Consider the following 22,392-nt stretch of genomic DNA (forward strand, 5'->3'; position numbering starts at 1 on the left):
GAGAGACGATGGCGCGCCGCGGCGAAAAGCTCCTCGTAGCTGCCGCGGTGCTCCTGCTTGGCACGAGCGCGCCTGCGCAGGACGACAAGGTCAATACCATCCGCGATGTCATTGTGCGGCTGGGCCGCTGCTGGAAACCGCCGCCGCCAGCAAAGGCTCGCCCCATCGACATTACCGTCGTCGTGAGCTTTAACCGCGCCGGAGACATTTTGGGCCATCCGCGGATTACCTACGAGTCCGCCGAGGCGTCCGACGATGACCGGTTGCAGTACCGGATCGCGGTGATGGAGGCATTGCAACGCTGCACGCCGATGCCATTTACCGAAACGATGGCCGGCGCCGCTGCGGGGCGTCCATTCGCGGTCCAGTTCCACGGCCGGAAGACTTCACCCCCAACCCAAGAGAGAAGAACATGAGCGTCACCGAAAACACCCTGATCCTCGAAACCACGCAGGGCCCCGTCACCATCGAGATGCGGCCCGACCTCGCGCCCGGCCACGTCGCGCGCATCAAGGAGCTGGTGCGCGAAGGCTTCTACGACGGCATCGTGTTCCATCGCGTGATCGACGGCTTCATGGCGCAGACCGGCTGCCCGCACGGCACCGGCACCGGCGGCTCCGGCAAGAAGCTGAAGGCCGAGTTCAACAAGGAGCCGCATGTGCGCGGCACCGCCTCGATGGCCCGTGCCGCCAACCCCGATTCCGGCGACAGCCAGTTCTTCATCTGCTTCGACGACGCCCACTTCCTCGACAACCAGTACACCGTGTGGGGCAAGGTCACCGCGGGCATGGAGAACGTCGACAAGATCAAGCGCGGCGAGCCCGTGATGAATCCCGACAAGATCGTCAAGGCGCGCATGGCGGCGGACAAGGAGTAGCCAGAAATCGTCATTCCGGGGCGCGCGCTAGCGCGAACCCGGAATGTCGCGCCACAATCTCGAGATTCCGGATCGCCGCGCTTGTGGCGCGGCGTCCGGAATGACGATGGTGGCTTCAAGATTATGCGCACCGATCTCTTTGATTTCGATTTGCCCGCCGAGCGCATCGCACTGCGCCCGGCGCATCCGCGCGACTCCGCGAAGATGCTGGTCGTGGAGCGCGGCGCGCTGCGCGATCAGCTCATCTCCGACCTGCCGCAATGGCTGAAGCCGGGCGACCAGCTCGTCGTCAACGACACCAAGGTGATCGCGGCGCAGCTTAGGGGACGCCGCATCGGCCGCGAGACCGAGCCTAAGATCGAGGCGACCTTGATCAAGCGGCTCGACGGTTCGCGTTGGCAGGCGCTGGTAAAGCCGGCCAAGAAGCTCGTCGCTGGTGACCGCATCCGCTTCGGCAACGAAGGCAAGGTCTGCCTGCTTGGCCATCTCGATGCCGAGGTCGAAGCCAAGGGCACCGAGGGCGAGGTGACGCTGTCGTTCTCGTTCCACGGGCCGACGCTGGATCAGGCGATATCAGATCTCGGCAGCCCGCCGCTGCCGCCCTACATCGCCTCGAAGCGCACGCCGGACGAGCAGGACCTGGCCGATTATCAGACCATGTTCGCTGCGCATGAAGGCGCAGTCGCGGCGCCCACCGCCGGCCTGCATTTCACGCCCGTGCTGGAGCAGGCGTTGCGCACGCGCGGCGTCGGCCTCAACCGTGTCACGCTGCATGTCGGGGCGGGGACGTTCCTGCCGGTGAAGGTCGACGACACCGAAGGCCACAAGATGCACGCGGAATGGGGGACAATCTCTCCCGAGACGGCGGATGCGCTGAACATGGCGCGGAAGAACGGCGGCCGCATCGTCGCGGTCGGCACGACGTCGCTGCGATTACTGGAGAGCGCAGCCGATGAGGATGGCACGATCCAGCCCTTCGCGGCCGACACGGCGATCTTCATCACCCCCGGCTATCGCTTCCGCGCGGTCGATATCTTGCTGACCAATTTCCATCTGCCGCGCTCGACCCTGTTCATGCTGGTGTCGGCATTCTCGGGGCTCGAGACGATGAAGCAGGCCTATGCGCATGCGATCGCGGAGGGGTATCGGTTCTATTCGTATGGCGATGCGTGCCTGTTGTTTCAGGCAGACCAGTAAGGTTCTCGTGTCCCGGACGCGGTGCAGCGCGCGAGCGATGCACCGCTGAGCCGGGACCCAGCTAGGCCCCGGCTCAGCAGCGCATCACTTTGTGCTGCGCTGCGTCCGGGGCACGAGAGTAATCGACAAATTACGCCATCACGCGCTGCGGCAGCAGCTCTGCGATCTGCACGGCGTTGAGTGCCGCGCCCTTGAGCAACTGGTCGGCTGCCACGAACATCGAGATCGAATGCCCCGAGGGATCGCTGAGGTCCTTGCGGATGCGGCCGACGAGGACGTCGTCCTGGCCCGAGGCGTCGATCGGCATCGGGAAGTAGTTCTTGGCGCGGTCGTCCACGACCTTAACGCCGGGCGCCTGGGCCATGATCGCGCGGACCTGGTCCTCGGTGATCGGCTTCTCGCATTCGAAGGTGATGGCCTCGCAATGGGCGCGCAGCACCGGCACGCGGACGCAGGTGACGCCGATGGCGATCTTCTCGTCCTCGAAGATCTTGCGGGTCTCCTTGATGACCTTGGTCTCCTCGTCGTTGTAGCCGGTCTCGGGATCGACAGCCGTGTTGTGGTTGAAGAGATTGAAGGCGTAGGGGTGCGGCATCACCCTGGGCGTATAGACCTGCCCGTTGAGATTGGCGCGGGTGGATTCGACGAGTTCTTCCATCGCAGCAGCACCAGCGCCGCTGGCGGCCTGATAGGTCGAAATGATCAGCCGCTTGATACGGTTCTTCTGGTGGATCGGCCACAGCGGCACGAGCGCGGTGATCGCGGCGCAGTTCGGGTTGGCGATAATGCCCTTGTGGTCGCGGATGCGGTTCGCGTTGATCTCGGGGATCACCAGCGGCACGTTCGGATCCATGCGGAAGGCGGAGGAGTTGTCGACGACAACGGCGCCGGACTTCACCGCGATCGGCGCGTACTTCTTCGAGATGCTGCCGCCGGCGGAGAACAGCGCGATGTCGACGCCGTCGAAGGAGCGCTCGCCCAGCTCCTCGATCACGACCGGCTGGCCGCGGAACGACACCGTCTTGCCGGCGGAGCGGGCGCTGGCCAGCGCCTTCAGCTTGCCGACGCGGAAACCACGCTTGTCCATGGTGGCGATGAATTCGGCGCCCACCGCACCGGTGACGCCGACAATCGCGACGACGGGATCGTTACTCACATTCTCCTCCATTTCAGTTGAGCATGATCTTGTCGGAAAACCGGAGTCCACTTTTCCGGATCATGCTTTGCAGGCATAAAAAAAGCCCCGGACCACGAGGGCGGGGCTTCGGTTGAGCTGATGCGTAAAGTCGACGACTACGCGCGCACGCCTCCCCGGGCCCCGAAGGCCGTGGTGGTTTTCGTCGTGCGTTTCGTCGCGGTCATCATGGCGGCGACTTATGCGGGAGAGTTTTGCCGCCGTCAACGGCTTTTCAGGCAGATCCGGCTGTAACGGAGCGGGCGCCTGGTATTACCGCCGGTTCGCGGCGCCGGGCGGCTCGAGGATGACCTCCTTGAGGTCGTTGCCGCTCATGACGACGATCGCAAAACTCAGCCGGCCGCCCTCGCGGACCATGCCGCCGCTGATCGCCTTGCCCGAGGCCGCGTGCTCGGCCACGCGCACGGCGTCGGCCAGCCGATGCTGGATGGTCTTGAGGGTGGCGAGGTTGCTGCGGTCATCGGCATCGAACTCGTGGAGCGGTGAGGCGGCGGCGCCGCCGACGATCTTGCCGGTTGTGGCGTCGATCGCGTGCTGCCAGACGCGGTCATTATGCAGGGTCTTCACGCGGTAGACCGGCGAGGCGGCGGCGCCGTCGAAACTGACGTCGGCCGTCGTCGAGCCTGCATGCTGTGCCTCGGCGATCGCCATCGCCTGCCTCAGCGAGATCGCGGAGCCGCGGAACCGCGCGAGCTCGCGCTCGACCGCCCGCTGATCCAGGACGGCGCCGTCGTCGGCCTCGCTCCGAAGCGAGGCCCGCGCGTCGATCGATGCCGTGGTCGCATAGACCGGGGCAGGGAGCAGGACCGCCAACAGGGCGAGCACGAGCAGTGATTTCCAGCGTTTCGGAGCGCGCATCGGTGCCGTCATCGTCTTCACCCCGTGCGGAGCGTTGCAACAGCGTAGGATATTGCAGCGATCAAAGTCTTAAGAACGGTGCGGGCCTGCCAGGGGCTAGGAAGGCATCAGCCCGAACCTTGCTTATAACTAAACCATACCGTATCGTTTTATTTCGAGCAAGGCGCGATTGGCCGCACGGCGGGGATAACCGGTCACGAATCTGTCAGCGGGACGGGCGGCGCCGAACCGCGCCTTTGGACGCGGCCTGGACGCGGCCCGGGGGGCCGAGCGCACCGGCCAAAAACAGCCGGATTGCCGAGCGCATGCGCTTTTCGGCCGTCTTCATCTCAAGCGGCGTGCCGAACGTCGCCATCCGGTGGGTATGGCCGACGACCACGTCGAGAAAGACCTCGGCCGCGATGCCGGTATCCTCGAGGTCCATCGCTCCTTGCGCGACCAGATGATCGAAGAACCGCGCCGTCGTGGAGACGGCCTTCATCCAGCCTTCCTCTTTCCCCAGCTTGGCGATGTCGGGAAAGTTGATGGCTTGTGACGTCATCATGCGGCTGAAGGCGACGGCGTCGGGACCGCAGGTGAACATCAGCATCTCGCGCCCGACCTCGACCAGGCGCTGCTCGACCGAAATGTCCGAGGGGCGCGTAAGCTGCACTTCCGCAGCCTCGGCAAGCGGCGCCAGCCAGCGCGCGATCTCGCGCCTCAGGACCTCGGCAAACAAACCGCGCTTGTCACCATAGCGCGCGTACACTGTGGGCTTGCTGACCCGGGCCGCTTCGGCCACGGCATCGAGCGAGGTCGCGTCATAGCCGCGATCGAGGAACAGGCGCGTCGCGACCTCGATCAGCCGCTGGTCGCGCTCGATGGCGGCGCTCTTGGTCGGCCGGCCGCCGCGCGATTTCGGGACTTCCCGTTTCGCCGCTCTCGTCTTGATCGCAGTCAATCCCATGCCCAATGATTCCTGCGCGGTCGTGATCGTCGTCATCGCTCTATAACGCGCAGCAAGAGGGGCGTCACCGCGAATCTGGCCGAATCGGCCGCATCATCAACCGTCTCGGCAACGCGCCGTTCCGCCGGGGCTTCCGCGGCCTTAGGGAAGCGTCGAGCTCCAGGCGCGGCCGGCAGCCGCCTTCTCGTACCCATACTGATAGAGCCCGCGCATATAGGCTGTGTCGAACCCTTGCGAGGGCGGCGACGGATAATCGCGCTCGATATAGGACAGGTGAAAGCCGAGGTGATTGCGGCGCGCGAAATCGTAGGTCGAGAAGATCACCGAGCGCGTCTGCGACTGGGTGATCGAGGACAGACTGCGCGAGGCGACCTCGATCGTGCCGTTGGGCACGAGCTCGAAGGTGCGCTCGATCTTCTTGTTGACGAGGATGTAGATGTTCACCCGGCTGTTGCCGGGCAGACGCCCGTGGAACAGCAGGTCTTCCGGCAGCGTCAGGACCGGCGCGGTGACGCCGCCGTCGACATGCATCTCCTGAAAGCGTCGGCCCTGGCCTTCGGCCTCGATCAGGATCGGCGGAAACACCAGTGGAATGCTGGCGGAGGCCGCCATCACGTCGCGAAACAGCTTGAGCGCCTCGGGCGTGCCGAGTGCGGCGATCTTTCCCATGTCCCAGACGGCGGTGCGCTGTGTGTCGAGGTCGGTGGTCACGACGAGCAGCTTGCGGCCCTTGGCATGCTCGCGCGCGACCTGGGCCAAAATCTCCGGCCCGACATAGCGGGCGACGAGCTCGCGCAGCCGCGTGTTGCCGAACAGGCCGGATCCGAACAGCACACGCATGATGCTGGGATCGCTCAGCAGGCTCTCCGCGATACCGCTGGTGTAGAGCTCCCTGAGCGTGTCGTCGTATTGCGGTCCAAGGAACGCGAACGGCGCAATGAGCCCGCCGGTGCTGACGCCCGAGACGACCGAGAAGGCGGGGCGCGTGCCCGCCGCGCTCCAGCCGTTCAGCACGCCGACGCCATAGGCGCCGTCGGCGCCGCCGCCGGACAGCGCCAGATAGGTCGTGGTCGCTGCGGTGTCGTCCTTGCCGGCGCGGAATTTGCCGATGGGCTCGTCGGTGTAGCGGCGCAGGCCGTCGATATCGAGCACGCGCGAGCTGCTTGCATCGGCCCCCGTGTAGGGCGTCCGCGGCAGGGTCGTGCACCCGGCCAGCGCCAGGCCGCAGAGCAGCGTGGCCCGGCGGAGCAGGCGCATGCCCGCTTTGCCGGTCCCGCCGTTGAACGGGATCGATCCGGTCAAAAATGAAGGGGGAGGCATTCGCCGTCAGTCACCACACACGCACGCGCCGCCGGCGTCATCGCCCGCGGCATTCCCATCCAACCCCTGATGCTAAAACTATACGGTATCGTTTTATTTAACAAGTGGAAGGCTGGGGCCGTCGCAGGGCTCCATTGTGTCGGACCTGGGGCATGGCCCTGCGCATTGGGCGGTTGATTGGCTCCCGCCGGCACGTAATAAGCAGCGCTATGAGTCTTCCCAATCATTTCGAACTGCTCGCAACCGATGGCACTGCGCGCACCGGCCGCCTGACCACGCCCCATGGCGTGGTGCGCACGCCCGCCTTCATGCCGGTCGGCACCGCGGGCGCCATGAAGGGCATGCATTGGCGCGAGGTGCGCGAGGCCGGCGCCGACATCGTGCTCGGCAACACCTACCATTTGATGCTGCGTCCGGGCGCGGAACGCATCGCGGCACTCGGCGGCTTGCAGAAGTTCACCGGCTGGAACGGCCCGATGCTGACGGATTCCGGCGGCTTCCAGGTCATGTCGCTGTCGGATTTGCGCAAGGTCAGTGAGAAGGCGGTCACCTTCCGCTCGCATATCGACGGCGCCAAGGTCGAATTGTCGCCCGAGCGTTCGATCGAGGTGCAGCGCTATCTCGGCTCCGACATCGCCATGCAGATGGATGAATGCGTGCGGCTGCCGGCCGAGCGTGACGACATCGAGCGCGCGATGCGCTTGTCGTTGCGCTGGGCGGAGCGGAGCAAGCGCGCCTTCGAAAGCGCGCCCGAAGGCTACATGCTGTTCGGCATCGTGCAGGGCGGCGACATTCCGTCGCTGCGGCATGCGAACGCGCAGGGGCTGGTCGAGATCGGCTTTCACGGCTACGCGATCGGCGGGCTCGCGGTCGGTGAGCCGCAGGATGTGATGCTGGCGATGATCGACGAGACCGCGCCGGCGTTGCCGTCGGAACGGCCGCGTTATCTGATGGGCGTCGGCACGCCAGATGACCTTCTCGAAGCCGTGAAGCGCGGCATCGACATGTTCGATTGCGTGATGCCGACGCGCAATGGCCGCCACGGCGTCGCCTTCACGCGCTTCGGCCAGGTGAACCTGCGCAACGCGCGCCACGCCGACGATCCGCGGCCACTCGATGAGGAGAGCGCATGGCCGTCGGCGCGCAACTACGCGCGCGCCTATCTTCACCATCTCGTCAAGTCCGGCGAGACGCTCGGCGCCATGCTGCTGTCAGATATCAATATCGCCTACTATCAGTCCCTGATGCAGGGCATCAGGGACGCGATCGCACACGGCAAGTTCGAAGAATTCTATCAGCGTACGCGCGAAGATTGGGCAAGGGGCGACATCGCCCCACGCTAGAGCATGGTCCGGACCCGAAGGGCCACGTTGGCGGAAAGTGTGGAGCGGTCTCCCCCGCGACAAACGCAAGGCGTTGTCGCGGAGATCATGCTCAAACAAAAGAACTCAATTGCAAGTGTACGGTTTGACCGAATGCTTGGTCACGAAGCCATAGCCACAGGTGTCGCAGGTCCAGAGATAGCTGATCAATTGGTCCGAGACATAGGCGGAGGCTTCGGCGGCGACCATGGAGTCGGCGCAGACGGGACAGGTGGGCAAGTCGCTGCAACGTGGATCGCGGCTACGCGCGACGGTCGACAGGACTTCAGCAACTGCTGACATCGTGAGACCTCCCTGCTGTTGGACGTTAGTCTAACATAAGCAGAGTTCGTTGACGAGGTCGCAACACAAATGCGTTGGTTTTCTGATATTTAATCTTCGAGCGATTTTGCGGTGCAGCGAATTGCAATGCATCTCATTGTTGCTTGCGTGTCGTCGCACGCTGTCTCTAACTGAACAAGATCGCTGACAAAGCGAACATTGTTGCCATAGGGAGTTCATCATGGACGCATCGTCCACCACGAGTGCAGTGCACTCAGCCGGCCGCGGCCGGGTTTATGACTCGATCGTCGATGCTTTCGGCGACACGCCGATCGTGCGGCTGCGCCGGTTGCCGGGCCTGCAAGGGGTGAACGCGACCATTCTCGCTAAGCTGGAATATTTCAATCCGGCCGCCAGCGTGAAGGACCGCATCGGCGCGGCCATGATCATCGCCATGGAAAAGGCCGGCATCATCAAGCCGGATACAGTGCTGATCGAGCCGACCTCCGGCAATACCGGTATCGCGCTCGCCTTCGTTGCCGCCTCGCGCGGCTATCGTCTGAAGCTGGTGATGCCGGAATCCATGTCGATCGAGCGGCGCAAGATGCTGGCCTTCCTCGGCGCCGAAATCGTACTGACGCCGGCGGCACAGGGCATGAAGGGCGCGATCGCAACCGCCGAGGAACTGTTGAAGACGACGCCGAACTCGGTGATGCCGCAACAGTTCAAGAACCTCGCCAATCCCGAGGTGCACCGCCGCACGACCGCGGAGGAGATCTGGAATGACACCGGCGGTAATATCGATTTCTTCGTCGCCGGCGTCGGGACCGGCGGGACCATCACGGGCGTCGGCCAGGTGCTCAAGCCCCGCAAGCCGTCCTTGCGGATCGTGGCGGTCGAGCCGGAGGAGAGCCCGGTGCTTTCAGGCGGTCAGCACACCCCCCACAAGATCCAGGGCATCGGCGCGGGCTTCATTCCCGACATTCTCGATCGCTCGGTGATCGACGAGATCGTGAAGGTCAACTCGACGACCGCGATAGAAACCTCGCGTGCACTGGCGCGGCATGAGGGCATCCCCGGCGGCATCTCCTCGGGCGCAGCGATCGCTGCCGCGCTCCAGATCGGCAAGCGGCCGGAAGCTGCGGGAAAGACCATCCTGGCCATAGTGCCGTCTTTCTCCGAACGGTATCTTTCCACGGCTCTGTTTGAGGGAATCTAGCACATGGCGGATCAACCGAGGCGGCCGCGCACCCTGGGCGATGCCAGGACGGAGGCCGAAGCCGCGTTCAAGAAGGTGACCGCCAAGGTCGCCGAGGCCCCGCCGAAGAAGAACGTGGCGCCTGGCATCAAGGAGCAGGTCACGCTGCGGATCGATCAGGACGTGCTGGAGTTTTTTCAGCAAGGCGGCCCCGGCTGGCAGGACCGCATCAACGAGGCGCTGCGCAAGGCGGCGGGGAAGTAGGCGCCAGCTGCCGGATCGGGGCGCCGAAAGCCAGCCCACTGTCGAACTCAGAGAACCTGCGACAGGAACCGCTGCGTTCGCTCGTCCTTGGCCGCCGTAAACAATGTTTCCGGCGGCCCGTGCTCGACGATCACACCGCGATCGGTGAAGTAGACGTGATCGGCGACCTCGCGGGCGAAGTTCATTTCGTGGGTGACGAGGATGCATGTCATCCCATCCTCGGCGAGCTCCCTGATGGTCACCAGGACCTCCTTGACCGTTTCCGGATCGAGGGCCGCGGTCACTTCGTCGAACAACATGATGTCCGGCCGCATCGCCAGCGAACGGGCGATGGCCACGCGCTGCTGCTGTCCGCCAGAGAGTTCGCCGGGATAGGTGTCCTCCTTGCCCGCGAGCCGCACCTTGGCGAGCAGCGCGCGGGCGCGCGCTTCGACCTCGGCGCGCTTCTGGCCGAGCACATGGATCGGCGCCATCATCACGTTCTGAAGCGCGGTCTTGTGCGGGAAGAGGTTGTACTGCTGAAACACCATCCCGACCTTGCGGCGCAGCGCCAGCTTGTCGAGCCTGGGATCGGACACCTCGATGCCCTCGATCTGAATGCTGCCGGACGTGATCGGCTGGAGCGCATTGATGCAGCGGATCAGCGTGGATTTCCCCGATCCGGACGGGCCGATGATGCAGATCACCTCGCCCTTCCTGACCGAAAGGCTGATGCCTTTCAGGACCTCGAGGGCGCCGAACGACTTCCTGACGTCGACGCATTGAACGATGGGCTGATCCGGAGTCCAGCTCGTGGCCATGCTCTGCTTCCTCAGCGTACGCGGAACCGGCGCTCGAGACGAGCGGTCCATACATTGATCGGATAACAGTAGAGAAAGAAGCACAGCAGCGCGAAACCGTAGAGCGGTGCGAACAGCTCCGGCCTGCCGCCTTCGGCGGCATGCACCTGCGCCGTCAGGGTGAGCATTTCCGAAACACCGACGATCGATGCCAGCACCGTCGACATCGCGACGATGGCATAGATGTTCATCCACAGCGGCAGCATCCGCTTGATGCATTGCGGCAGCATGATCAGCCACATGGTCTGGCGCCGCGTGAAGGAGAGCGATTCCGCCGCCTCCCATTGCGTCGACGGAATGGAGCGGACGGCGCCGCGCACGACCTCGGCGACATTCGCCATGACCGGCAGGGCGAAGCCGACTGTCGCCTTGATCCAGTCCGGCAAGGGGATGGTTGTCTTGAACATTGTGACCTGGAAGGGCACCAGGAACATCACGAAGAACAGCAGCACCAGCCAGGGCGCGTTGCGGAAGAATTGCGTGACGAGCCAACTGACGGCGGCGAGCAGCCGGGACTCCGACAACAAGGCGAGACCCAGGCCAAGCCCGGCGATGGTGCCGAGCAGCATGGACAGCAGGGAGATCAGGATGTTGAAGGCGAACCCGCGCAGCAGCAGCGGCGACCACTTCACGATGACTTGCAGCGGCGACAGCATCGCCGGTCCGGTCTGCGCCCACGCCGTCGATGCGGCCATGATGACGCAGAAACAGAGGATCGCTGCGGGCAGCGGGCCGATCCGGACGGACATCTGGGCCGGTGCGGGACGATACGGCCGAAGGACGGCAAGCCTGTGCCCGGTCTCGGCGGTCGTCATCGCGCATATCCGGGGATGTGCATCGCTCGCTCCCAGCGATGCATCAGCCAGACGAGGATCCCGACAAGGATGCCGTAGGTCGCCAGCAGGACGACCATCATCTCGAACACATTCTGCGATTCCGACCAGATCTGCTTGACCGCATACAGCGTCTCGGGAACGGCGATCGCGTAGGCGAGGGTGGTCGTCTTGAGCAGGTTGACGAGGTTGTTGTTCAGGGCCGGAAGGCAGACACGAATGGCCAGCGGAAGGACGATATGGATGTAGGCCTTGAGGCGCGTGTATCCGAGCGCCTCTGCGGCTTCCAGCGTCGTTCTCGGCACCGCCTCGATGCCCGAGCGGAAGATTTCCACGTTGAAGGCGCCCGCGAACAGCGACAGCGAAATGATCGCCCACTGCACGTTGCTGAGCAGCGGCACGCGCATGCCCGCCGCCTCGACGGCCGGAAGCATGGTGCCGAGGCCGAAATAGAAAAAGAAGAGCTGGACCAGCGGGGGCGTGTTGCGGAACACCACGACGAAAGCATTGACGGGCAACCGCAGCAACATCGATGGACTGCCCTGCATCAGGGCGCCAAACGCACCGATGATGAGGCTCAGCAGGATGGTCGTGACACTCAGAAGCAGCGTCATCTTGAGGCCGCTGAAGTAGCGGCCCCAATCATAGGCGTCGTAGAACACGGAGAAATTCAGCCCCGTCGTCTCGTAGAGCCGCTGAAACCAGTCGCCGATTGCCTGCATGTTGCGCGACACCGAGATGTTGAGGCGATGCCTCGTATCAGTGCATTGGTTCGACCTGTTCGGAGCGCAGGACCGTTCTGGCGCTCCGTCTCATGCGTTCATTTGTCCTTGAATTGCTCGTGCATCGAGAGCGAATACTCGGTCGGTGTAATGCCCCACTTCTTTTCCGTCGCCACGATGAAGCCGGTCTTCATCCAGTCCTTTGTCGCATCTTCGAGCATCTTCTGAAGACTGGTGTTCTCGAGCGCGACGGCGATCATCCATGGCGATGGCAGAACGCCTTTGAGCGGGAGATCGTAGTCCGTCTTCCACTCGTCCTCGAGGAGTTTGCCTTGCAGGAAAGTCTGATCGTAGACATAGCCGATGCAGTTGCCCTGCTTCATGGAGAACAAGGGCTTCTCCGAGCCGTCAAACGCAACAATTTCGGGGCCGTAGGATTTGGCGACGTCCTTGTTGTACCAGGCTCCCGACGTGGCGCAGACGGGTTTTCCCTTGAGATCGGCCCAGTCCTTGATGCCGGCCTTCTTGTTGAGAAGGATGTTCACATAGTCCGAATAATACAGTGGTTCGATGGCTTGAACGACGCGGCGGCGTTCCGGCCTGTCCGACATGGTTGCGATCAGCAGGTCAACCTTTCCCTGCTGAAGAAACTCGATCCTGTTCGAGGCTGCGACCGGAACGAGCTCGAGCTTGACGCCGAGGCGCTTGGCAATGTCCGCGGCAAGATCCGGCTCGATGCCGACTACATTGCCGGTGGGATCGCGGAAGCCGAAGGGCTTGTAGTCGGCCTTGACGCCGACATTCAACGTGCCGCGCTGCTTGATGGCATCGACGCCGTCAGCTGCCTGAGCGCTGCCGAGCATCAGCAGCAGCGTGGCACTTGCCATCGTGGAACGGACCAGCTTCTTCATCGGATGACACCTCCAGAATTGCAATCACGACACGCGTCGGTTTTTCGCGGTACAAAGTTCGTGCCAGATCTCACGAAAATCGGGAGACGGAGAACGGGCTGAGGTCGATCGCGCTTCGACCGTCGGTCACCATCGCGGCTGCGACGTTGCCGATCCCTGCCGAGTGCTTGAAGCCATGACCCGAGCAGGCCGAGATGACGAAGACCCTGTCCTGGTCGGGATGTCGGTCGATGATGAAGCCGCGATCGGGCGTCACCGTGTAGAAGCAGGCGGCTGCCAGTGCGACGCGCGGCGTGGCGCCCGCGAGCCGTCCCTCGACGTGCCTCCGGTACATCTCAGCCGACTCCCTGGGATCGACGGTGCGGTCGATGGTGTCGGCCGTCGTGCTGGTCTCGTACTGTTCGGTCGCGACCTTGAGGCGATGGTCGCCGGGCAAAGGCGGGAAACCGTAGAGGTAATCGACGTCGGTCGCGCCATGCATCCAGATGAAGACGGGGGCGTTGGCGCGATACGCGCTGGTGTCGTCTAGCTCGTACCAATGCAGCACCTGACGCTTCACGGTGAGCACGCGGTCGAACGGCGCGCCGAGCAGGTGCACATTCCAGCCGCCGGCCGACACCACCACCTGGTCCACCTCGAAGGCGCCTGAGGACGTTTCCACCCGAACGGAGGCGCCTCCCTGCACGATCGAGAGAACCTCGACGCCGGTGCGTATCGTTGCGCCGAGTTGCTCGGCGCGCGTCAACTGCACCTTGATGCAGCGCTCCGGAAAAACATATCCCCCGCCGGGCTCGTAATAGGCCTTCTCGTTGCCCTCGAGGTTCAGGAATTGCGGAAAGCGGTGAGCCACTTCTCGCCCGTCGATCACTTCATGCGCGATCCCGAAGTCACGCGCTGCTCCAATCGAGCGTGCGACGAAATCGGGTTTGCCGTGGTGCGACGTCTCGCCGACACCGGGCGCCATGACGACGAGGCCGCATGGGTTCAATAGTTCGGCGGACATCTCGGCTTCGAGCTCACGCCAGATTCGGTGGGTATCCAGCACCAGGGGCACGTAATCGCGGCCTTCGCCGACCGCCTGCCGGGTGATGCGCGTTTCGCCGTGGCTGGATCCCATCGTGTGGGGCGGGGCGAATCGATCGAGGCCGACCGCCTTCACGCCTCGCTTGGCCAGTTGATAGAGCGCCGCGCTGCCCATGGCACCGAGGCCGATCACCAGAATATCCGCTTTCTCGCTCATCGATCGGGACTGCTTAATTGTTAGGACCGCCTGAATTCTGCTTTCAGATACGGCTCTTCTACAAGGATAATTCATGTAATGAAGGAAATTTGCATCTTGATATGACTTTTGCTTAAGTCGTGTCGATGCACCCACTCGTTCCAGACCTTCGAAGCCTCCAGATCGTCGCCGCTGTCGCGGACTCCGGCAGCATGCTGGAAGCGTCCCGCCAATTCGGGATGACGCAGTCGGCCGTGTCGCAGGCGGTCCGGCGTGCGGAAGCCGCCGTCGGTGTCGCCTTCTTCAACCGGACCCGCAGGCCGCTGACGCCGACCCGGGCGGGGCGCATCCTTGCCGACCGCGTCCTCGATCTGAACCGCGACCTCGACGTGCTTCTCAGCACGCTCAGGGCCGCGGCAGAACAATCCGAGCGTGTTGATCTCCGGCTCGGCCTTGTCGACTCCTATGCCGGCACCGTCGGCGCGCACCTCGTCAAGGAGCTGATGTCGGGGTCGATTGCGCTGAGCCTGTCTGCATGGTCGGGTCTTGCTCATTCTCACGCGGAGGCGCTCGTGCGTCGCATGATCGACGCGGCGATCACATGCGACGCCATGGACGACCTCTATGATGTCGAGCGCTTTCCGTTCTACCGCGAGCCGTATCTGCTGGTGGTCCCACGCGGACTGGAATCCGGATTTGCCGATCTGGATTTGCGCGAGATCCTCGCCCGGCATCGTCTGGTCCGGCATAGCGAACGCTCCTATGTCGGTGCGCAGGTCGAGCGCCATCTGAGCCGCCTCGGCATTCGCCCGCCACGGGCCTTCGAGTTCGACACCTCGGACAGTCTGGTCGCGATGGTTGCGACCGGCATGGGTGTGGCGATCACCACGCCGCTGTGCCTGCTGCAGGGGCTCGCTCACGCAGCTCAAGTCAGCGCTCTGCCCTTGCCGGGCCCTGGATTTTTTCGTGAGCTGCTGCTGGTCACCCGCCAGGGCGATCTTTCGTCCCTGGCGCCGCGCATCGCGGAGATGGCGCGAACGAGCATTACGACGCAGGCGATGCCGCGCATCCGGGCTCTCGTGCCCTGGTTCACCCAGGACTACTAGCCACGAAAAAGCCCGGCGGTGAGCCGGGCTTTTCCGTTCGATATCTGGCCTTGCGTCTTACCGCCGCAACATGCCGCCCACCACGCCGCCCATGACACCGCCGATGAAGGCTGCGCCGGCGGCATCGCCGCTGCCGCTGCGCTGGACGGGCGCAGGCGCGCTGGCAGTGTTGCTGGGGGCGCGACGAGGAGGCTGCTGGCTACTGGCGGTCGGCGCTGCTGTCGCGACGATCTCGGACAGCAGGGCCTTGTGCTGGAGCTTGTTGAGATAGCCCGACACCGGATAGCCGCGGGCGGCCTGCCAGCGCTTGATCACGGAGCGGGTCTCGTCGGTGAACACGCCCGTGAGCTTGGTGTCAAAACCGAGCCCGGTGAGGCGGTGCTGCACGTCGCGGCGCGAGCCCTTGTCGAGCCCGATTTGGTCCTCGGTGAGCTGCGTGGCTTCATCAGTGAAGGTCGCGGGGTCAACGCCGGCATTGAGGGTACGCGTCGTCGTCGACGGACCGCTCTTGATTGCCGCGATCCGCGCCAGCGCCAGCGCCTTGAACTGGCCGTTCGGATAGGCCGAGAGATAGGCGTTGAGCTCTTCCGGCTTGTTGGATTCCTTCACCGAGCGCCAGTACTCGAGCTCGACATTGGCCGCGTCCGTATTGCCGCTCGCGGCGGCCGGGGCTGCGCCAGTCGCGGTCGGCGCCGCGTTGGCCACCTGCTGGCCCTGCTGCGACGGATTGAGATAGACGGCGCCGATCAGGTTGGTGTGGCCCCAGGGTAATTGACCCTTGTGGGTCTCCTCGTTGACCTGGGCACGCACCGACGTCATCGCCTGCTGGATCTCAACCCCGGGCTTGGTGATGTTGTCGATCAGCGCGCGGGTGAACGGGCTGTTGTTGCCTTCCTGGCCGTCGAGCGCCGTTTGTCCGGGGCCGGTCGCGAACGCGATCAGCGTGCCTTCGCCCGACTTCATTTCGGCGAGGCCGGTCTGGACGTTGACGCTGCGGGTCGCCGAGTTGGACTTGATCTTGGCAGCGAACGGATTGTCGCGGCAGGCATCCAGGAATACCAGCTTGACCTTGGCATCGCCCATGGTCTGGTCGAGCGTCAGGTCGATATTGATGGCGGCCCCTAACTTGACATCCATTTCCGATTTGATGTCGGCATCGACCGGCAGCAGGTAGTTGGTGCCGCCGACGGCGATGCCGTGGCCGGCGTAGTAGAACACCGCGACGTCAGAGCCCTGCGCCTTGCGGCCGAAGTCCAGCAGCTTCTCCGTCATCTGGTCACGGCTGAGGTTGGACCCTTCGATCACCTCGAAGCCGACGTTGCGCAGCGTCGCCGCCATCGCCTTGGCGTCGATCGGCGGATTCGGCAATTGCGCGACGTTCTTGTAGGCGCCGTTGCCGACCACGAAGGCGACTCGACGGTCGGCCTTCGCGGCGCTGACCGACAACGCCATGCAGATCAGGGAAAGGAGGATGGTGAAGTAGCGCATCTGAAATCCCCAACAGAATCGAATTCGAAGCAGCAACGAGATGGGCGCAACTTACACGAAAACGCCGCGCGTCAGCACCCACGCGCCCAACCCTTGCCGATAGCCGAGTGTGCCCCGAGAGGCTGCCCCTTCAGCGTGATCCAGATCACGCTTTGCTACTTTGCTTGGTCGCAGGCGACGCCGGATTGGTTCACCGCGCGCGGGGCGGGAACCGGTGCAGCCGACTTTAAGTTAAGGAGATTGCCGAGCAGGATCAGCGTGGCGCCAAAAACCGTCCATGCGTCGAGCCGTTCCGAATACAGCAGCCAGCCAGCGGTCGCTGTCAGTGGAACCCGCAGGAAATCCATCGGCACGACGATGGTGGCGTCTGCGTAGCGCATCGCGCTGGCGAGGCAGTAATGCGCGAATGTGCCGCAGATGGCGACCACGATCACCCAACCCCAGAGATAGGTCGGCGGCCACGCCCAGACATAGAGCGCCGGAAAGAAGCCCGCGACCGCCTGCACGACGATCATCCAGAACAGGATCGATAACGCGCTCTCGGTGCGCGCCAGCGACTTCACCAGCACCATCGACACGCCAAAACCCATGGCGGCGCCGAGTGCGATCAGCTGGCCGGGATTGATCTCGCCCGTGGCGGGCCGGACGATGATGATCACGCCGACGAGGCCAAGCATGATCGCGGCAATCTTCCACGGCGTCATGCGCTCGGAGAGGAAGCTTGCAGCCAGGATTGCGGTCCAGATCGGCATTGTGAACTCGATCGCCACCACCTGGCCGATCGGGATCAGCGTCAGCGCGAAGAACCAGCCGAGCTGTGAGACGTAGTGGATCAGGTTGCGCACGATGTGCCGGGGCAGGCGAACGGTCTTGAGCGTCGCAAAGCAGCCGGCGCGATAGATGATCGGATAGAGCAGGACGAAACCGATCAGCGAGCGCACTTCCATGAGTTGGAAGACATTCATCTGGCGCGCGGCCTCGCGTCCGGCGACCGCCATGACCAGCGTCAGTGACAGTCAGCCGGCCATCCACAGCGCAGCCATCGGTTTGGACGGGGTGATGCTCATCGGCGCGGAAGGGAGAGGGGATGTGAGAGGGCACGCCGGTATCGGTGACCGGGCGCGGGTTTGCAACGGCCAAATCTGTGGATGCAGCGATGCACGGCTGCGCGGCAGGGGTGCCATGCCCAGATGTCATTCCGGAGCGATGCGGAAACGAAGGTCGCGCCCAGGCATAAAAAAACGATCCGGCGGGGTGGCCGGATCGCTTGTCGGAAACAGATCGAAGCTAGCGCGACAGCGCGATGTTGGCGCCACGGAACTGGCTGTCGGCCCGCATCGTGACCGTCTGCTTGGTGCCGCTCGTGTGCAGCCCGATGCTGGCGTTGAAGCCGGCGGTCTGGGCGACGACCTCGAAGTTCGCGCCGCCGCCGCGGCCCGAAATCACGCCGCTGATGTTGCGGCTGGCCTCGCTCCAGCTGCCCGTGATGGCATTGCCTTCCGCGCGGACACTGGCGGAGAGGTTGAATTTGTAGGCGTCGCTGGCGCAGGTCAGCGACATTTCCATAGCGGGACCTGCGGGGGCGTATTTGGCGCGGCAACGGATGCGTTCGGTCGAACCGTCGTCGAGCATGACGGTGCCGCCGCCACTCCAGCTGCCGGCGAGGGCCGAGAACGGGCCGGACTGCGCCTTGCTTTGCGAATTTGCGACTGAGGCCGCAAACAAAACGGCGGCCGCAACGAGCAGCCGCCGGTTCATGACCCGAGCCTCGGTTGGCTTATTGGCGCGATGCTTCCCACCGCCCGCTGCACGGTATGCCTGCTGATGCTCCATTCCACTTTCCCGATCCGGCGTTGCCGCTGAGTTGACCGTTGGCATATGCACCATTGATCGAAACTTTCACAAGACCCTCGCGGCCGATGGTGCCGGAAACGTTAGCACCGGGCGCCGTGATCCGGCCGTCGGAAACCGTCAGCATGGAGCTTGCGGACGGCTCGCAGGAGCCGCTCTTGGTCACGATGGTGACCTGCCAGTTGCCGTCATAGGGATTTTGGGCGAACGCGGGCGCCGCGAGCGAACCGGTGGCAATCGCGGCGGTAAAAATCAACGCAATGCGATCAAAACGCATGAATTTCTGTCCCTGCCTATGTCTGAGATGCTGACGCTTATTCGGGGGAAATGTGACAGAAATTTGCTGCATCGCCAAAGTGAAAATTGTTCCTGTGGAAACAATGGTTTATTTGCCCATTCTCAGCCCGTTTTGGGGGCGGAATCGGCTCGATTCGCGACGTTAAGGATGAATCTGCGGCAGGCGCCTACGACAGGCTCGGCGCAGCCGTCGCGAACTGCTCGTCCTGCGGCTTTGCCGGCAGGGTCTTGTGGACCTTGATGTAGTCGATGACTTCCGCAAGCAACTTCAGGCCGAGCGGGGCCAGCGCCCGCTCCCAAAGATCGCGCGCGGTCTCACCCTTCTTGACGAAGCACCAGTCCTGGGCCGCGATCGCGCCGGCATCCATGCGGTCGGCGAGGTGGTAGATCGTGCCACCGGCGATCCGGTCACCCTCCTTGATGGTCCACTCCACGGCGGCCTTGCCGCGGTGACGCGGCAGTAGCGACGGGTGGTAGCCGATGCCGCCAAGTCTCGAGGCGGCGAGTGCCTCCCTGGAGACGCGGGCGTGGCTGTGTGCGGTGATGATCAGGTCGGTATTCGCAGCGATCTCGGAGGCGGCCACCAGCTTTGGATTGGCCTGGACCACCACCTCGATGCCGGCCGACCGGGCGGTCGCGGCGAGGCGGTCCTCGCCATCGGCGACCACGACCCGCGCGATGTCCACGCTGTGCTCCCGGAGCATGTTTAGGGTGACCACGCCAAAATGGCGGGAGCCGATCAATGTGATGCGCATGGGGGGCTCGGTTCCGTCTCGAGAGCTGGGTCACCTCGGATAACACGCCATAAGACCCTGTCACCCCCCGCGAGCCCTTTGCGCCGGTTATCAACAATGCGCGGGACGCAAGGCCTGTCGAACCGGCCGTCCGTTCGCTGCGTCCAACGGGCGTGCAACGCGAACGGGGGATCGCCGTGTCGAAATGGCCGAGATTGATGCTGATGAGCGGAATTACGTCGGCCGCGCTCATCTATGAAATCACCAGCGCAACCGAGGCGCCGAGCCGAGCGCTGGCCGTGCTGCAATATGTGCTGCTGGCCTGCGGCCTGATCGGCCTGGTTGGTTCGTTCCTGATGCACGCTCAGGAAAAGTGACCGTCGTCGGCGCGCTTCGGTCGCGCTCGCGTCCGGTCGTCACATCCTGGCATTTCGGTCATTGCGTCGCCGGCTGCGCGCGCGCTTCCATGCGCTGAGGCCCTCGGCCTTCCCGCAGTTGCCGAATGCGAAACGCATGGAATGATCCGTGGATTCCGGGTTCCTGTGTTCGGTTTCGAGCAGAACGAGCGGCCAGCCTGCTCTTAGGATCGCCTTGCCCGGGGCTGGCAGACGTTTCATCCCGCATCCATTTTCGAACCCGGCCGGCCGCTGGTGATATTGCCAGCGGCCTTTTCATGACCGCGTCATCGCGATGTCGCGCACTGCGCCGATCGCCTGGGCGCGACCTCGCGCAAAAGAGCGCCGGATGAGCAGGGCAGTAACGGGTTCTCAACCGGCCTGGCGTATCGACGAATCTGTCGCGGATTTGTATTGCGTACCGCGACACAAGAGTTGGCCCGCCGGTATGCAAATCCGGTGCGGCCTGTTCCTTCCTGGAATCACCGGATGCCGAGTGCGATTGAGCAGATCGTCGATGCCTATGTCAGGCAGAAGAATCGCCGTGGCCTCGACGCACTGATGATGCACCGCCAGCGGCTGGCGATCGATCTAAAGAGCCGTTCCGGCTACGATTTCAGTCTGCCCATCGGTCAGGTCGACGAGGAGATCGCGATCATCGAGGCCGGACTGAGCCGGCTGAGATCGTGCAATCCGGCCGAGGCCGAACGCGCGGACCGGCCCAGTCTGCCCTTCTAGTCCGCCTTGCCGCCGTCGATCACCGTGAACAGCGGCCGCGCCTTGGTTGGCTCGACCAGGAGTTCGTCGACCATCGCGCTCGCAGCCTCGACGTATTTCCGTGTCGGCTTGTCCAGTGGCCGCAGCGCCTCATCGTCGAGCGCGACCTTCGCCGCTTCGACCAGCTTGCGCATCCGCACCGCGTGATCGTCGCCAGCCGTCAGCGTCGCCCGCGCCAGCGAGCGCAGCACGAACAGCTCGCCCTCGAGCCTGAGCAGACGGTCGTTGAGCTTGGCGAGTACGGCGTTGAGATCCGGCATGGCGGCCTATGGCGGAGGGGCAAACGGCACCCGATCTAACCGCTCAGGGGTGAACGGACTGCAAACGGCGTCGCACGAATTGGCGCAACCGTTACAAGCCGGGCGGCATCCGGATCAAGAGACTGATTGCGACGACCAGCAGGCAGAAGCTGCTCGACAGGACGAACAGGAAGAAGTCGTCCATCGAGAATTCGCTGTGGCGCTTGCGTCGGTCGGGATCATTCGACATCCACTTGCCCTTTGCAAAGCTTCTGATACCGGCCCGCCGTCTCAACGGGCCGCCTGGGGATTTCGTTCTGCGAGAACAGGACGGGGCAGGGGACCTTCAGGGCCCGTCGCTGCGGTCATGGTCGCTGTCGTCTTGGCCGCTGTCTTCAAGCAGATTGAGCGCGGTGTCGACCTGCTCGATGAGGCGTTCGATTTGATCGCGCTCATGCGGGCCGGGGTCGCCCTTGAGCCGCTCTAAGAGCTCCTGCTTGCGCGCGAGTAGGTTTGCCATGGTGCTCATTGCAACCTGACAAGCCGCTCGACCGTGCAAGGTTCCCCTTCAAGTCGCAGGGAAGACTTGAGGATATGCCGGGCCCGGCAGCTCCGGGCCCGGCGCTAGCACTTCAGTACTTGGCGACGACGGGGCCGGTGTTGAAGCGCCAGTTCACGCCGAGCATGAAGGTTTGCATGTTCTGGCGGAGCTCGACCGGGAACATCGGGAGATTCGCGCAACCGGAATTGTTGATGCAGTTCAGCGTGTAGCCGTTTCTGCCGAAGTCGAAATAATTATACTCCGCCTTCAAGGAGACGTTCTGCAGCAGCGCATACTCAATGCCGCCGCCAACCACGAATCCTGCCACGTTCCTCGAACCGATGAAATCGACCGAGGTCGCCGCGAAATCCGTCTGGGTCATGGTGTGGTTGAAATGGGCGAAGGCGGCACCGCCCTTGGCATAGAACAGCACACGATCGAATGCGTAGCCGATGCGGGCGGTGGCAGTGGCCATGCGATCGAGCTTGGTCGTCAGCAGGAAGCCAACAGGGCCGCCGGGCGGGATTGATGCCGTCGTGTCCTTCATGTCGGCCCAGTCGAACTGGCCTTCGATGCCGACCACGACGGAGCCGACCTGATAGTCGCAGCCGCCCTGCACGCCGGCCAGCCATCCGCTGTCGTGGTTGGCATTGAACGTGAAGCCGGCAACAGGCTGTTGCTCGTTCATGCCGCGACCGCCGCCGCCATTGCCGCCGAGATAGCATCCGGTCCAGGAGAACGTCGGGACTGCAGGCGCCGCCTTGTAGGGCAACGACACGTCCGCCGCCATCGCCGATGTGGCCGTCGAGATGGCAAGGGCGATGAGGCCGGAAAGTGTTTTGATTTTCATGGAAGTTTCGTCCTTCAAATTGACCTCAGCGCCGGTCCGGCGCGAGCGAGCGGAGTCACGCCGGCGCGTGGGAAAGGTCCTCTCGGTACCGG

The 22,392-nt window shown here is 63.8% G+C and carries 29 protein-coding genes; 10 read left to right on the forward strand and 19 right to left on the reverse strand.

The annotated features are described in order from the left end of the window. Positions 1-8: 8 nt before the first annotated feature. From YUU_RS0137445 to queA, 3 genes are all read left to right on the forward strand, one after another. Positions 9-416 (forward strand): hypothetical protein, encoded by a 408-nt coding sequence (locus tag YUU_RS0137445; protein WP_027526921.1) that lies wholly within the window; start codon positions 9-11, stop codon positions 414-416. Next, a complete protein-coding gene (locus YUU_RS0137450; protein ID WP_027526922.1) occupies positions 413-877 on the forward strand; it encodes a peptidylprolyl isomerase in 465 nt (154 codons plus the stop codon). The genes YUU_RS0137445 and YUU_RS0137450 overlap by 4 nt, the downstream gene beginning before the upstream one ends. Positions 878-1,000: 123 nt before the next feature. Next, a complete protein-coding gene (queA, locus tag YUU_RS0137455; protein WP_027526923.1) occupies positions 1,001-2,074 on the forward strand; it encodes a tRNA preQ1(34) S-adenosylmethionine ribosyltransferase-isomerase QueA in 1,074 nt (357 codons plus the stop codon). Between the two features lie 130 nt (positions 2,075-2,204). On the opposite strand, the gene YUU_RS0137460 is transcribed toward queA, so the two are convergent. Beyond that, a complete protein-coding gene (locus YUU_RS0137460) occupies positions 2,205-3,242 on the reverse strand; it encodes an aspartate-semialdehyde dehydrogenase (protein WP_027526924.1) in 1,038 nt (345 codons plus the stop codon). Positions 3,243-3,350: 108 nt separating this feature from the next. Between YUU_RS0137460 and YUU_RS60535 the strand changes: the two genes are divergently transcribed. Continuing rightward, the gene (locus YUU_RS60535; protein WP_198031898.1) at positions 3,351-3,503 is read left to right on the forward strand and encodes a hypothetical protein; all 153 of its coding nucleotides are present in this window, start codon (positions 3,351-3,353) and stop codon (positions 3,501-3,503) included. Between the two features lie 18 nt (positions 3,504-3,521). Here YUU_RS60535 and YUU_RS0137470 read toward each other — a convergent pair whose 3' ends face one another. From YUU_RS0137470 to YUU_RS0137480, 3 genes are all read right to left on the reverse strand, one after another. Next, on the reverse strand, positions 3,522-4,139 hold the full coding sequence (locus YUU_RS0137470; protein WP_027526925.1) for a PepSY domain-containing protein: 618 nt from the start codon (positions 4,137-4,139) through the stop codon (positions 3,522-3,524). A 193-nt stretch (positions 4,140-4,332) separates the two neighbouring features. Continuing rightward, positions 4,333-5,073, reverse strand: coding sequence for a TetR/AcrR family transcriptional regulator (locus YUU_RS0137475; RefSeq protein ID WP_027526926.1), 741 nt, complete (start codon positions 5,071-5,073; stop codon positions 4,333-4,335). Positions 5,074-5,214: 141 nt separating this feature from the next. Then, entirely contained in the window at positions 5,215-6,330 is a 1,116-nt protein-coding gene (locus YUU_RS0137480) for a patatin-like phospholipase family protein (RefSeq protein ID WP_051390097.1), read from the reverse strand. A 272-nt stretch (positions 6,331-6,602) separates the two neighbouring features. Here YUU_RS0137480 and tgt point away from each other — a divergent pair, with 272 nt between their 5' ends. Then, positions 6,603-7,736: a tRNA guanosine(34) transglycosylase Tgt gene (tgt, locus tag YUU_RS0137485; protein ID WP_027526928.1), complete on the forward strand. Its 1,134-nt coding sequence runs from the start codon at positions 6,603-6,605 to the stop codon at positions 7,734-7,736. Positions 7,737-7,841: 105 nt separating this feature from the next. On the opposite strand, the gene YUU_RS0137490 is transcribed toward tgt, so the two are convergent. Next, entirely contained in the window at positions 7,842-8,057 is a 216-nt protein-coding gene (locus tag YUU_RS0137490; RefSeq protein ID WP_027526929.1) for a hypothetical protein, read from the reverse strand. A gap of 220 nt (positions 8,058-8,277) precedes the next feature. Between YUU_RS0137490 and cysK the strand changes: the two genes are divergently transcribed. Continuing rightward, positions 8,278-9,255 (forward strand): cysteine synthase A, encoded by a 978-nt coding sequence (gene cysK / locus YUU_RS0137495; protein WP_027526930.1) that lies wholly within the window; start codon positions 8,278-8,280, stop codon positions 9,253-9,255. Between the two features lie 3 nt (positions 9,256-9,258). Further along, positions 9,259-9,498 (forward strand): BrnA antitoxin family protein, encoded by a 240-nt coding sequence (locus tag YUU_RS0137500; protein ID WP_027526931.1) that lies wholly within the window; start codon positions 9,259-9,261, stop codon positions 9,496-9,498. A 47-nt stretch (positions 9,499-9,545) separates the two neighbouring features. Here the strand turns inward: YUU_RS0137500 and YUU_RS0137505 are convergent, their stop codons facing one another. The 5 genes from YUU_RS0137505 to solA all read right to left on the reverse strand — a co-directional run bounded on the left by YUU_RS0137505 (position 9,546) and on the right by solA (position 14,043). Continuing rightward, the gene (locus YUU_RS0137505; protein ID WP_027526932.1) at positions 9,546-10,298 is read right to left on the reverse strand and encodes an amino acid ABC transporter ATP-binding protein; all 753 of its coding nucleotides are present in this window, start codon (positions 10,296-10,298) and stop codon (positions 9,546-9,548) included. An 11-nt stretch (positions 10,299-10,309) separates the two neighbouring features. Further along, entirely contained in the window at positions 10,310-11,152 is an 843-nt protein-coding gene (locus YUU_RS0137510) for an amino acid ABC transporter permease (protein WP_027526933.1), read from the reverse strand. Beyond that, entirely contained in the window at positions 11,149-11,892 is a 744-nt protein-coding gene (locus YUU_RS0137515; RefSeq protein ID WP_027526934.1) for an amino acid ABC transporter permease, read from the reverse strand. Before YUU_RS0137515 ends, YUU_RS0137510 begins: the two co-directional genes overlap by 4 nt. A gap of 98 nt (positions 11,893-11,990) precedes the next feature. Beyond that, positions 11,991-12,803 carry a transporter substrate-binding domain-containing protein gene (locus YUU_RS0137520; RefSeq protein WP_027526935.1) on the reverse strand — a complete coding sequence of 271 codons (813 nt, stop codon included), beginning with the start codon at positions 12,801-12,803 and terminating at the stop codon, positions 11,991-11,993. Positions 12,804-12,873: 70 nt separating this feature from the next. Beyond that, on the reverse strand, positions 12,874-14,043 hold the full coding sequence (gene solA / locus YUU_RS0137525) for an N-methyl-L-tryptophan oxidase (protein WP_027526936.1): 1,170 nt from the start codon (positions 14,041-14,043) through the stop codon (positions 12,874-12,876). Positions 14,044-14,168: 125 nt separating this feature from the next. On the opposite strand from solA, the gene YUU_RS0137530 reads away from it, so the two are divergent. Next, on the forward strand, positions 14,169-15,128 hold the full coding sequence (locus YUU_RS0137530) for a LysR family transcriptional regulator (protein WP_027526937.1): 960 nt from the start codon (positions 14,169-14,171) through the stop codon (positions 15,126-15,128). A gap of 57 nt (positions 15,129-15,185) precedes the next feature. On the opposite strand, the gene YUU_RS0137535 is transcribed toward YUU_RS0137530, so the two are convergent. From YUU_RS0137535 to YUU_RS0137555, 5 genes are all read right to left on the reverse strand, one after another. Continuing rightward, a complete protein-coding gene (locus YUU_RS0137535) occupies positions 15,186-16,616 on the reverse strand; it encodes a caspase family protein (protein ID WP_027526938.1) in 1,431 nt (476 codons plus the stop codon). Between the two features lie 155 nt (positions 16,617-16,771). Continuing rightward, positions 16,772-17,614 (reverse strand): DMT family transporter, encoded by an 843-nt coding sequence (locus tag YUU_RS53000; RefSeq protein ID WP_245288222.1) that lies wholly within the window; start codon positions 17,612-17,614, stop codon positions 16,772-16,774. A 289-nt stretch (positions 17,615-17,903) separates the two neighbouring features. After that, entirely contained in the window at positions 17,904-18,449 is a 546-nt protein-coding gene (locus YUU_RS0137545) for a hypothetical protein (RefSeq protein ID WP_027526939.1), read from the reverse strand. After that, the gene (locus YUU_RS0137550; protein ID WP_027526940.1) at positions 18,394-18,744 is read right to left on the reverse strand and encodes a hypothetical protein; all 351 of its coding nucleotides are present in this window, start codon (positions 18,742-18,744) and stop codon (positions 18,394-18,396) included. The genes YUU_RS0137545 and YUU_RS0137550 overlap by 56 nt, the downstream gene beginning before the upstream one ends. 187 nt (positions 18,745-18,931) lie before the next feature. Continuing rightward, the gene (locus YUU_RS0137555) at positions 18,932-19,519 is read right to left on the reverse strand and encodes a formyltransferase family protein (protein ID WP_027526941.1); all 588 of its coding nucleotides are present in this window, start codon (positions 19,517-19,519) and stop codon (positions 18,932-18,934) included. 194 nt (positions 19,520-19,713) lie between these two features. Here YUU_RS0137555 and YUU_RS59265 point away from each other — a divergent pair, with 194 nt between their 5' ends. Then, positions 19,714-19,875, forward strand: a complete 162-nt coding sequence (locus YUU_RS59265; RefSeq protein WP_156944730.1) for a hypothetical protein — start codon at positions 19,714-19,716, stop codon at positions 19,873-19,875. 507 nt (positions 19,876-20,382) lie between these two features. After that, entirely contained in the window at positions 20,383-20,631 is a 249-nt protein-coding gene (locus tag YUU_RS0137570) for a hypothetical protein (RefSeq protein ID WP_027526943.1), read from the forward strand. Here the strand turns inward: YUU_RS0137570 and YUU_RS0137575 are convergent. The 4 genes from YUU_RS0137575 to YUU_RS53005 form a co-directional block, all read right to left on the reverse strand. Then, positions 20,628-20,930 (reverse strand): hypothetical protein, encoded by a 303-nt coding sequence (locus YUU_RS0137575; RefSeq protein WP_027526944.1) that lies wholly within the window; start codon positions 20,928-20,930, stop codon positions 20,628-20,630. The two genes, YUU_RS0137570 and YUU_RS0137575, sit on opposite strands and share 4 nt — an antisense overlap. 91 nt (positions 20,931-21,021) lie before the next feature. Further along, positions 21,022-21,159 (reverse strand): hypothetical protein, encoded by a 138-nt coding sequence (locus YUU_RS59270; RefSeq protein ID WP_156944731.1) that lies wholly within the window; start codon positions 21,157-21,159, stop codon positions 21,022-21,024. Positions 21,160-21,255: 96 nt separating this feature from the next. Continuing rightward, on the reverse strand, positions 21,256-21,429 hold the full coding sequence (locus YUU_RS0137585) for a hypothetical protein (protein WP_371260550.1): 174 nt from the start codon (positions 21,427-21,429) through the stop codon (positions 21,256-21,258). Between the two features lie 112 nt (positions 21,430-21,541). Further along, positions 21,542-22,300 carry an outer membrane protein gene (locus tag YUU_RS53005; RefSeq protein ID WP_051390096.1) on the reverse strand — a complete coding sequence of 253 codons (759 nt, stop codon included), beginning with the start codon at positions 22,298-22,300 and terminating at the stop codon, positions 21,542-21,544. Positions 22,301-22,392 lie beyond the last annotated feature (92 nt).

It is taken from the genome of Bradyrhizobium sp. Ec3.3 (assembly GCF_000472925.1).
Lineage (GTDB): Bacteria > Pseudomonadota > Alphaproteobacteria > Rhizobiales > Xanthobacteraceae > Bradyrhizobium.

Coding starts and splice junctions, on each gene's coding strand:
- YUU_RS0137450 (WP_027526922.1), top strand. CDS start 413: ATGAGCGTCACCGAAAACACCCTGATCCTCGAAACCACGCAGGGCCCC.
- YUU_RS0137470 (WP_027526925.1), bottom strand. CDS start 4,139: ATGACGGCACCGATGCGCGCTCCGAAACGCTGGAAATCACTGCTCGTG.
- YUU_RS0137535 (WP_027526938.1), bottom strand. CDS start 16,616: ATGCGCTACTTCACCATCCTCCTTTCCCTGATCTGCATGGCGTTGTCG.
- YUU_RS0137585 (WP_371260550.1), bottom strand. CDS start 21,429: ATGGCAAACCTACTCGCGCGCAAGCAGGAGCTCTTAGAGCGGCTCAAG.
- YUU_RS0137475 (WP_027526926.1), bottom strand. CDS start 5,073: ATGGGATTGACTGCGATCAAGACGAGAGCGGCGAAACGGGAAGTCCCG.
- YUU_RS0137460 (WP_027526924.1), bottom strand. CDS start 3,242: ATGGAGGAGAATGTGAGTAACGATCCCGTCGTCGCGATTGTCGGCGTC.
- YUU_RS0137490 (WP_027526929.1), bottom strand. CDS start 8,057: ATGTCAGCAGTTGCTGAAGTCCTGTCGACCGTCGCGCGTAGCCGCGAT.
- YUU_RS0137480 (WP_051390097.1), bottom strand. CDS start 6,330: ATGCGCCTGCTCCGCCGGGCCACGCTGCTCTGCGGCCTGGCGCTGGCC.
- cysK (WP_027526930.1), top strand. CDS start 8,278: ATGGACGCATCGTCCACCACGAGTGCAGTGCACTCAGCCGGCCGCGGC.
- YUU_RS0137520 (WP_027526935.1), bottom strand. CDS start 12,803: ATGAAGAAGCTGGTCCGTTCCACGATGGCAAGTGCCACGCTGCTGCTG.
- tgt (WP_027526928.1), top strand. CDS start 6,603: ATGAGTCTTCCCAATCATTTCGAACTGCTCGCAACCGATGGCACTGCG.
- YUU_RS0137505 (WP_027526932.1), bottom strand. CDS start 10,298: ATGGCCACGAGCTGGACTCCGGATCAGCCCATCGTTCAATGCGTCGAC.
- YUU_RS0137510 (WP_027526933.1), bottom strand. CDS start 11,152: ATGACGACCGCCGAGACCGGGCACAGGCTTGCCGTCCTTCGGCCGTAT.
- YUU_RS0137445 (WP_027526921.1), top strand. CDS start 9: ATGGCGCGCCGCGGCGAAAAGCTCCTCGTAGCTGCCGCGGTGCTCCTG.
- YUU_RS60535 (WP_198031898.1), top strand. CDS start 3,351: ATGCGTAAAGTCGACGACTACGCGCGCACGCCTCCCCGGGCCCCGAAG.
- YUU_RS53000 (WP_245288222.1), bottom strand. CDS start 17,614: ATGGCGGTCGCCGGACGCGAGGCCGCGCGCCAGATGAATGTCTTCCAA.
- solA (WP_027526936.1), bottom strand. CDS start 14,043: ATGAGCGAGAAAGCGGATATTCTGGTGATCGGCCTCGGTGCCATGGGC.
- YUU_RS0137545 (WP_027526939.1), bottom strand. CDS start 18,449: ATGGAGCATCAGCAGGCATACCGTGCAGCGGGCGGTGGGAAGCATCGC.
- YUU_RS0137570 (WP_027526943.1), top strand. CDS start 20,383: ATGCCGAGTGCGATTGAGCAGATCGTCGATGCCTATGTCAGGCAGAAG.
- YUU_RS53005 (WP_051390096.1), bottom strand. CDS start 22,300: ATGAAAATCAAAACACTTTCCGGCCTCATCGCCCTTGCCATCTCGACG.
- YUU_RS0137575 (WP_027526944.1), bottom strand. CDS start 20,930: ATGCCGGATCTCAACGCCGTACTCGCCAAGCTCAACGACCGTCTGCTC.
- YUU_RS0137530 (WP_027526937.1), top strand. CDS start 14,169: ATGCACCCACTCGTTCCAGACCTTCGAAGCCTCCAGATCGTCGCCGCT.
- YUU_RS0137555 (WP_027526941.1), bottom strand. CDS start 19,519: ATGCGCATCACATTGATCGGCTCCCGCCATTTTGGCGTGGTCACCCTA.
- YUU_RS0137550 (WP_027526940.1), bottom strand. CDS start 18,744: ATGCGTTTTGATCGCATTGCGTTGATTTTTACCGCCGCGATTGCCACC.
- YUU_RS0137500 (WP_027526931.1), top strand. CDS start 9,259: ATGGCGGATCAACCGAGGCGGCCGCGCACCCTGGGCGATGCCAGGACG.
- YUU_RS0137515 (WP_027526934.1), bottom strand. CDS start 11,892: ATGCAGGCAATCGGCGACTGGTTTCAGCGGCTCTACGAGACGACGGGG.
- YUU_RS59270 (WP_156944731.1), bottom strand. CDS start 21,159: ATGTCGAATGATCCCGACCGACGCAAGCGCCACAGCGAATTCTCGATG.
- queA (WP_027526923.1), top strand. CDS start 1,001: ATGCGCACCGATCTCTTTGATTTCGATTTGCCCGCCGAGCGCATCGCA.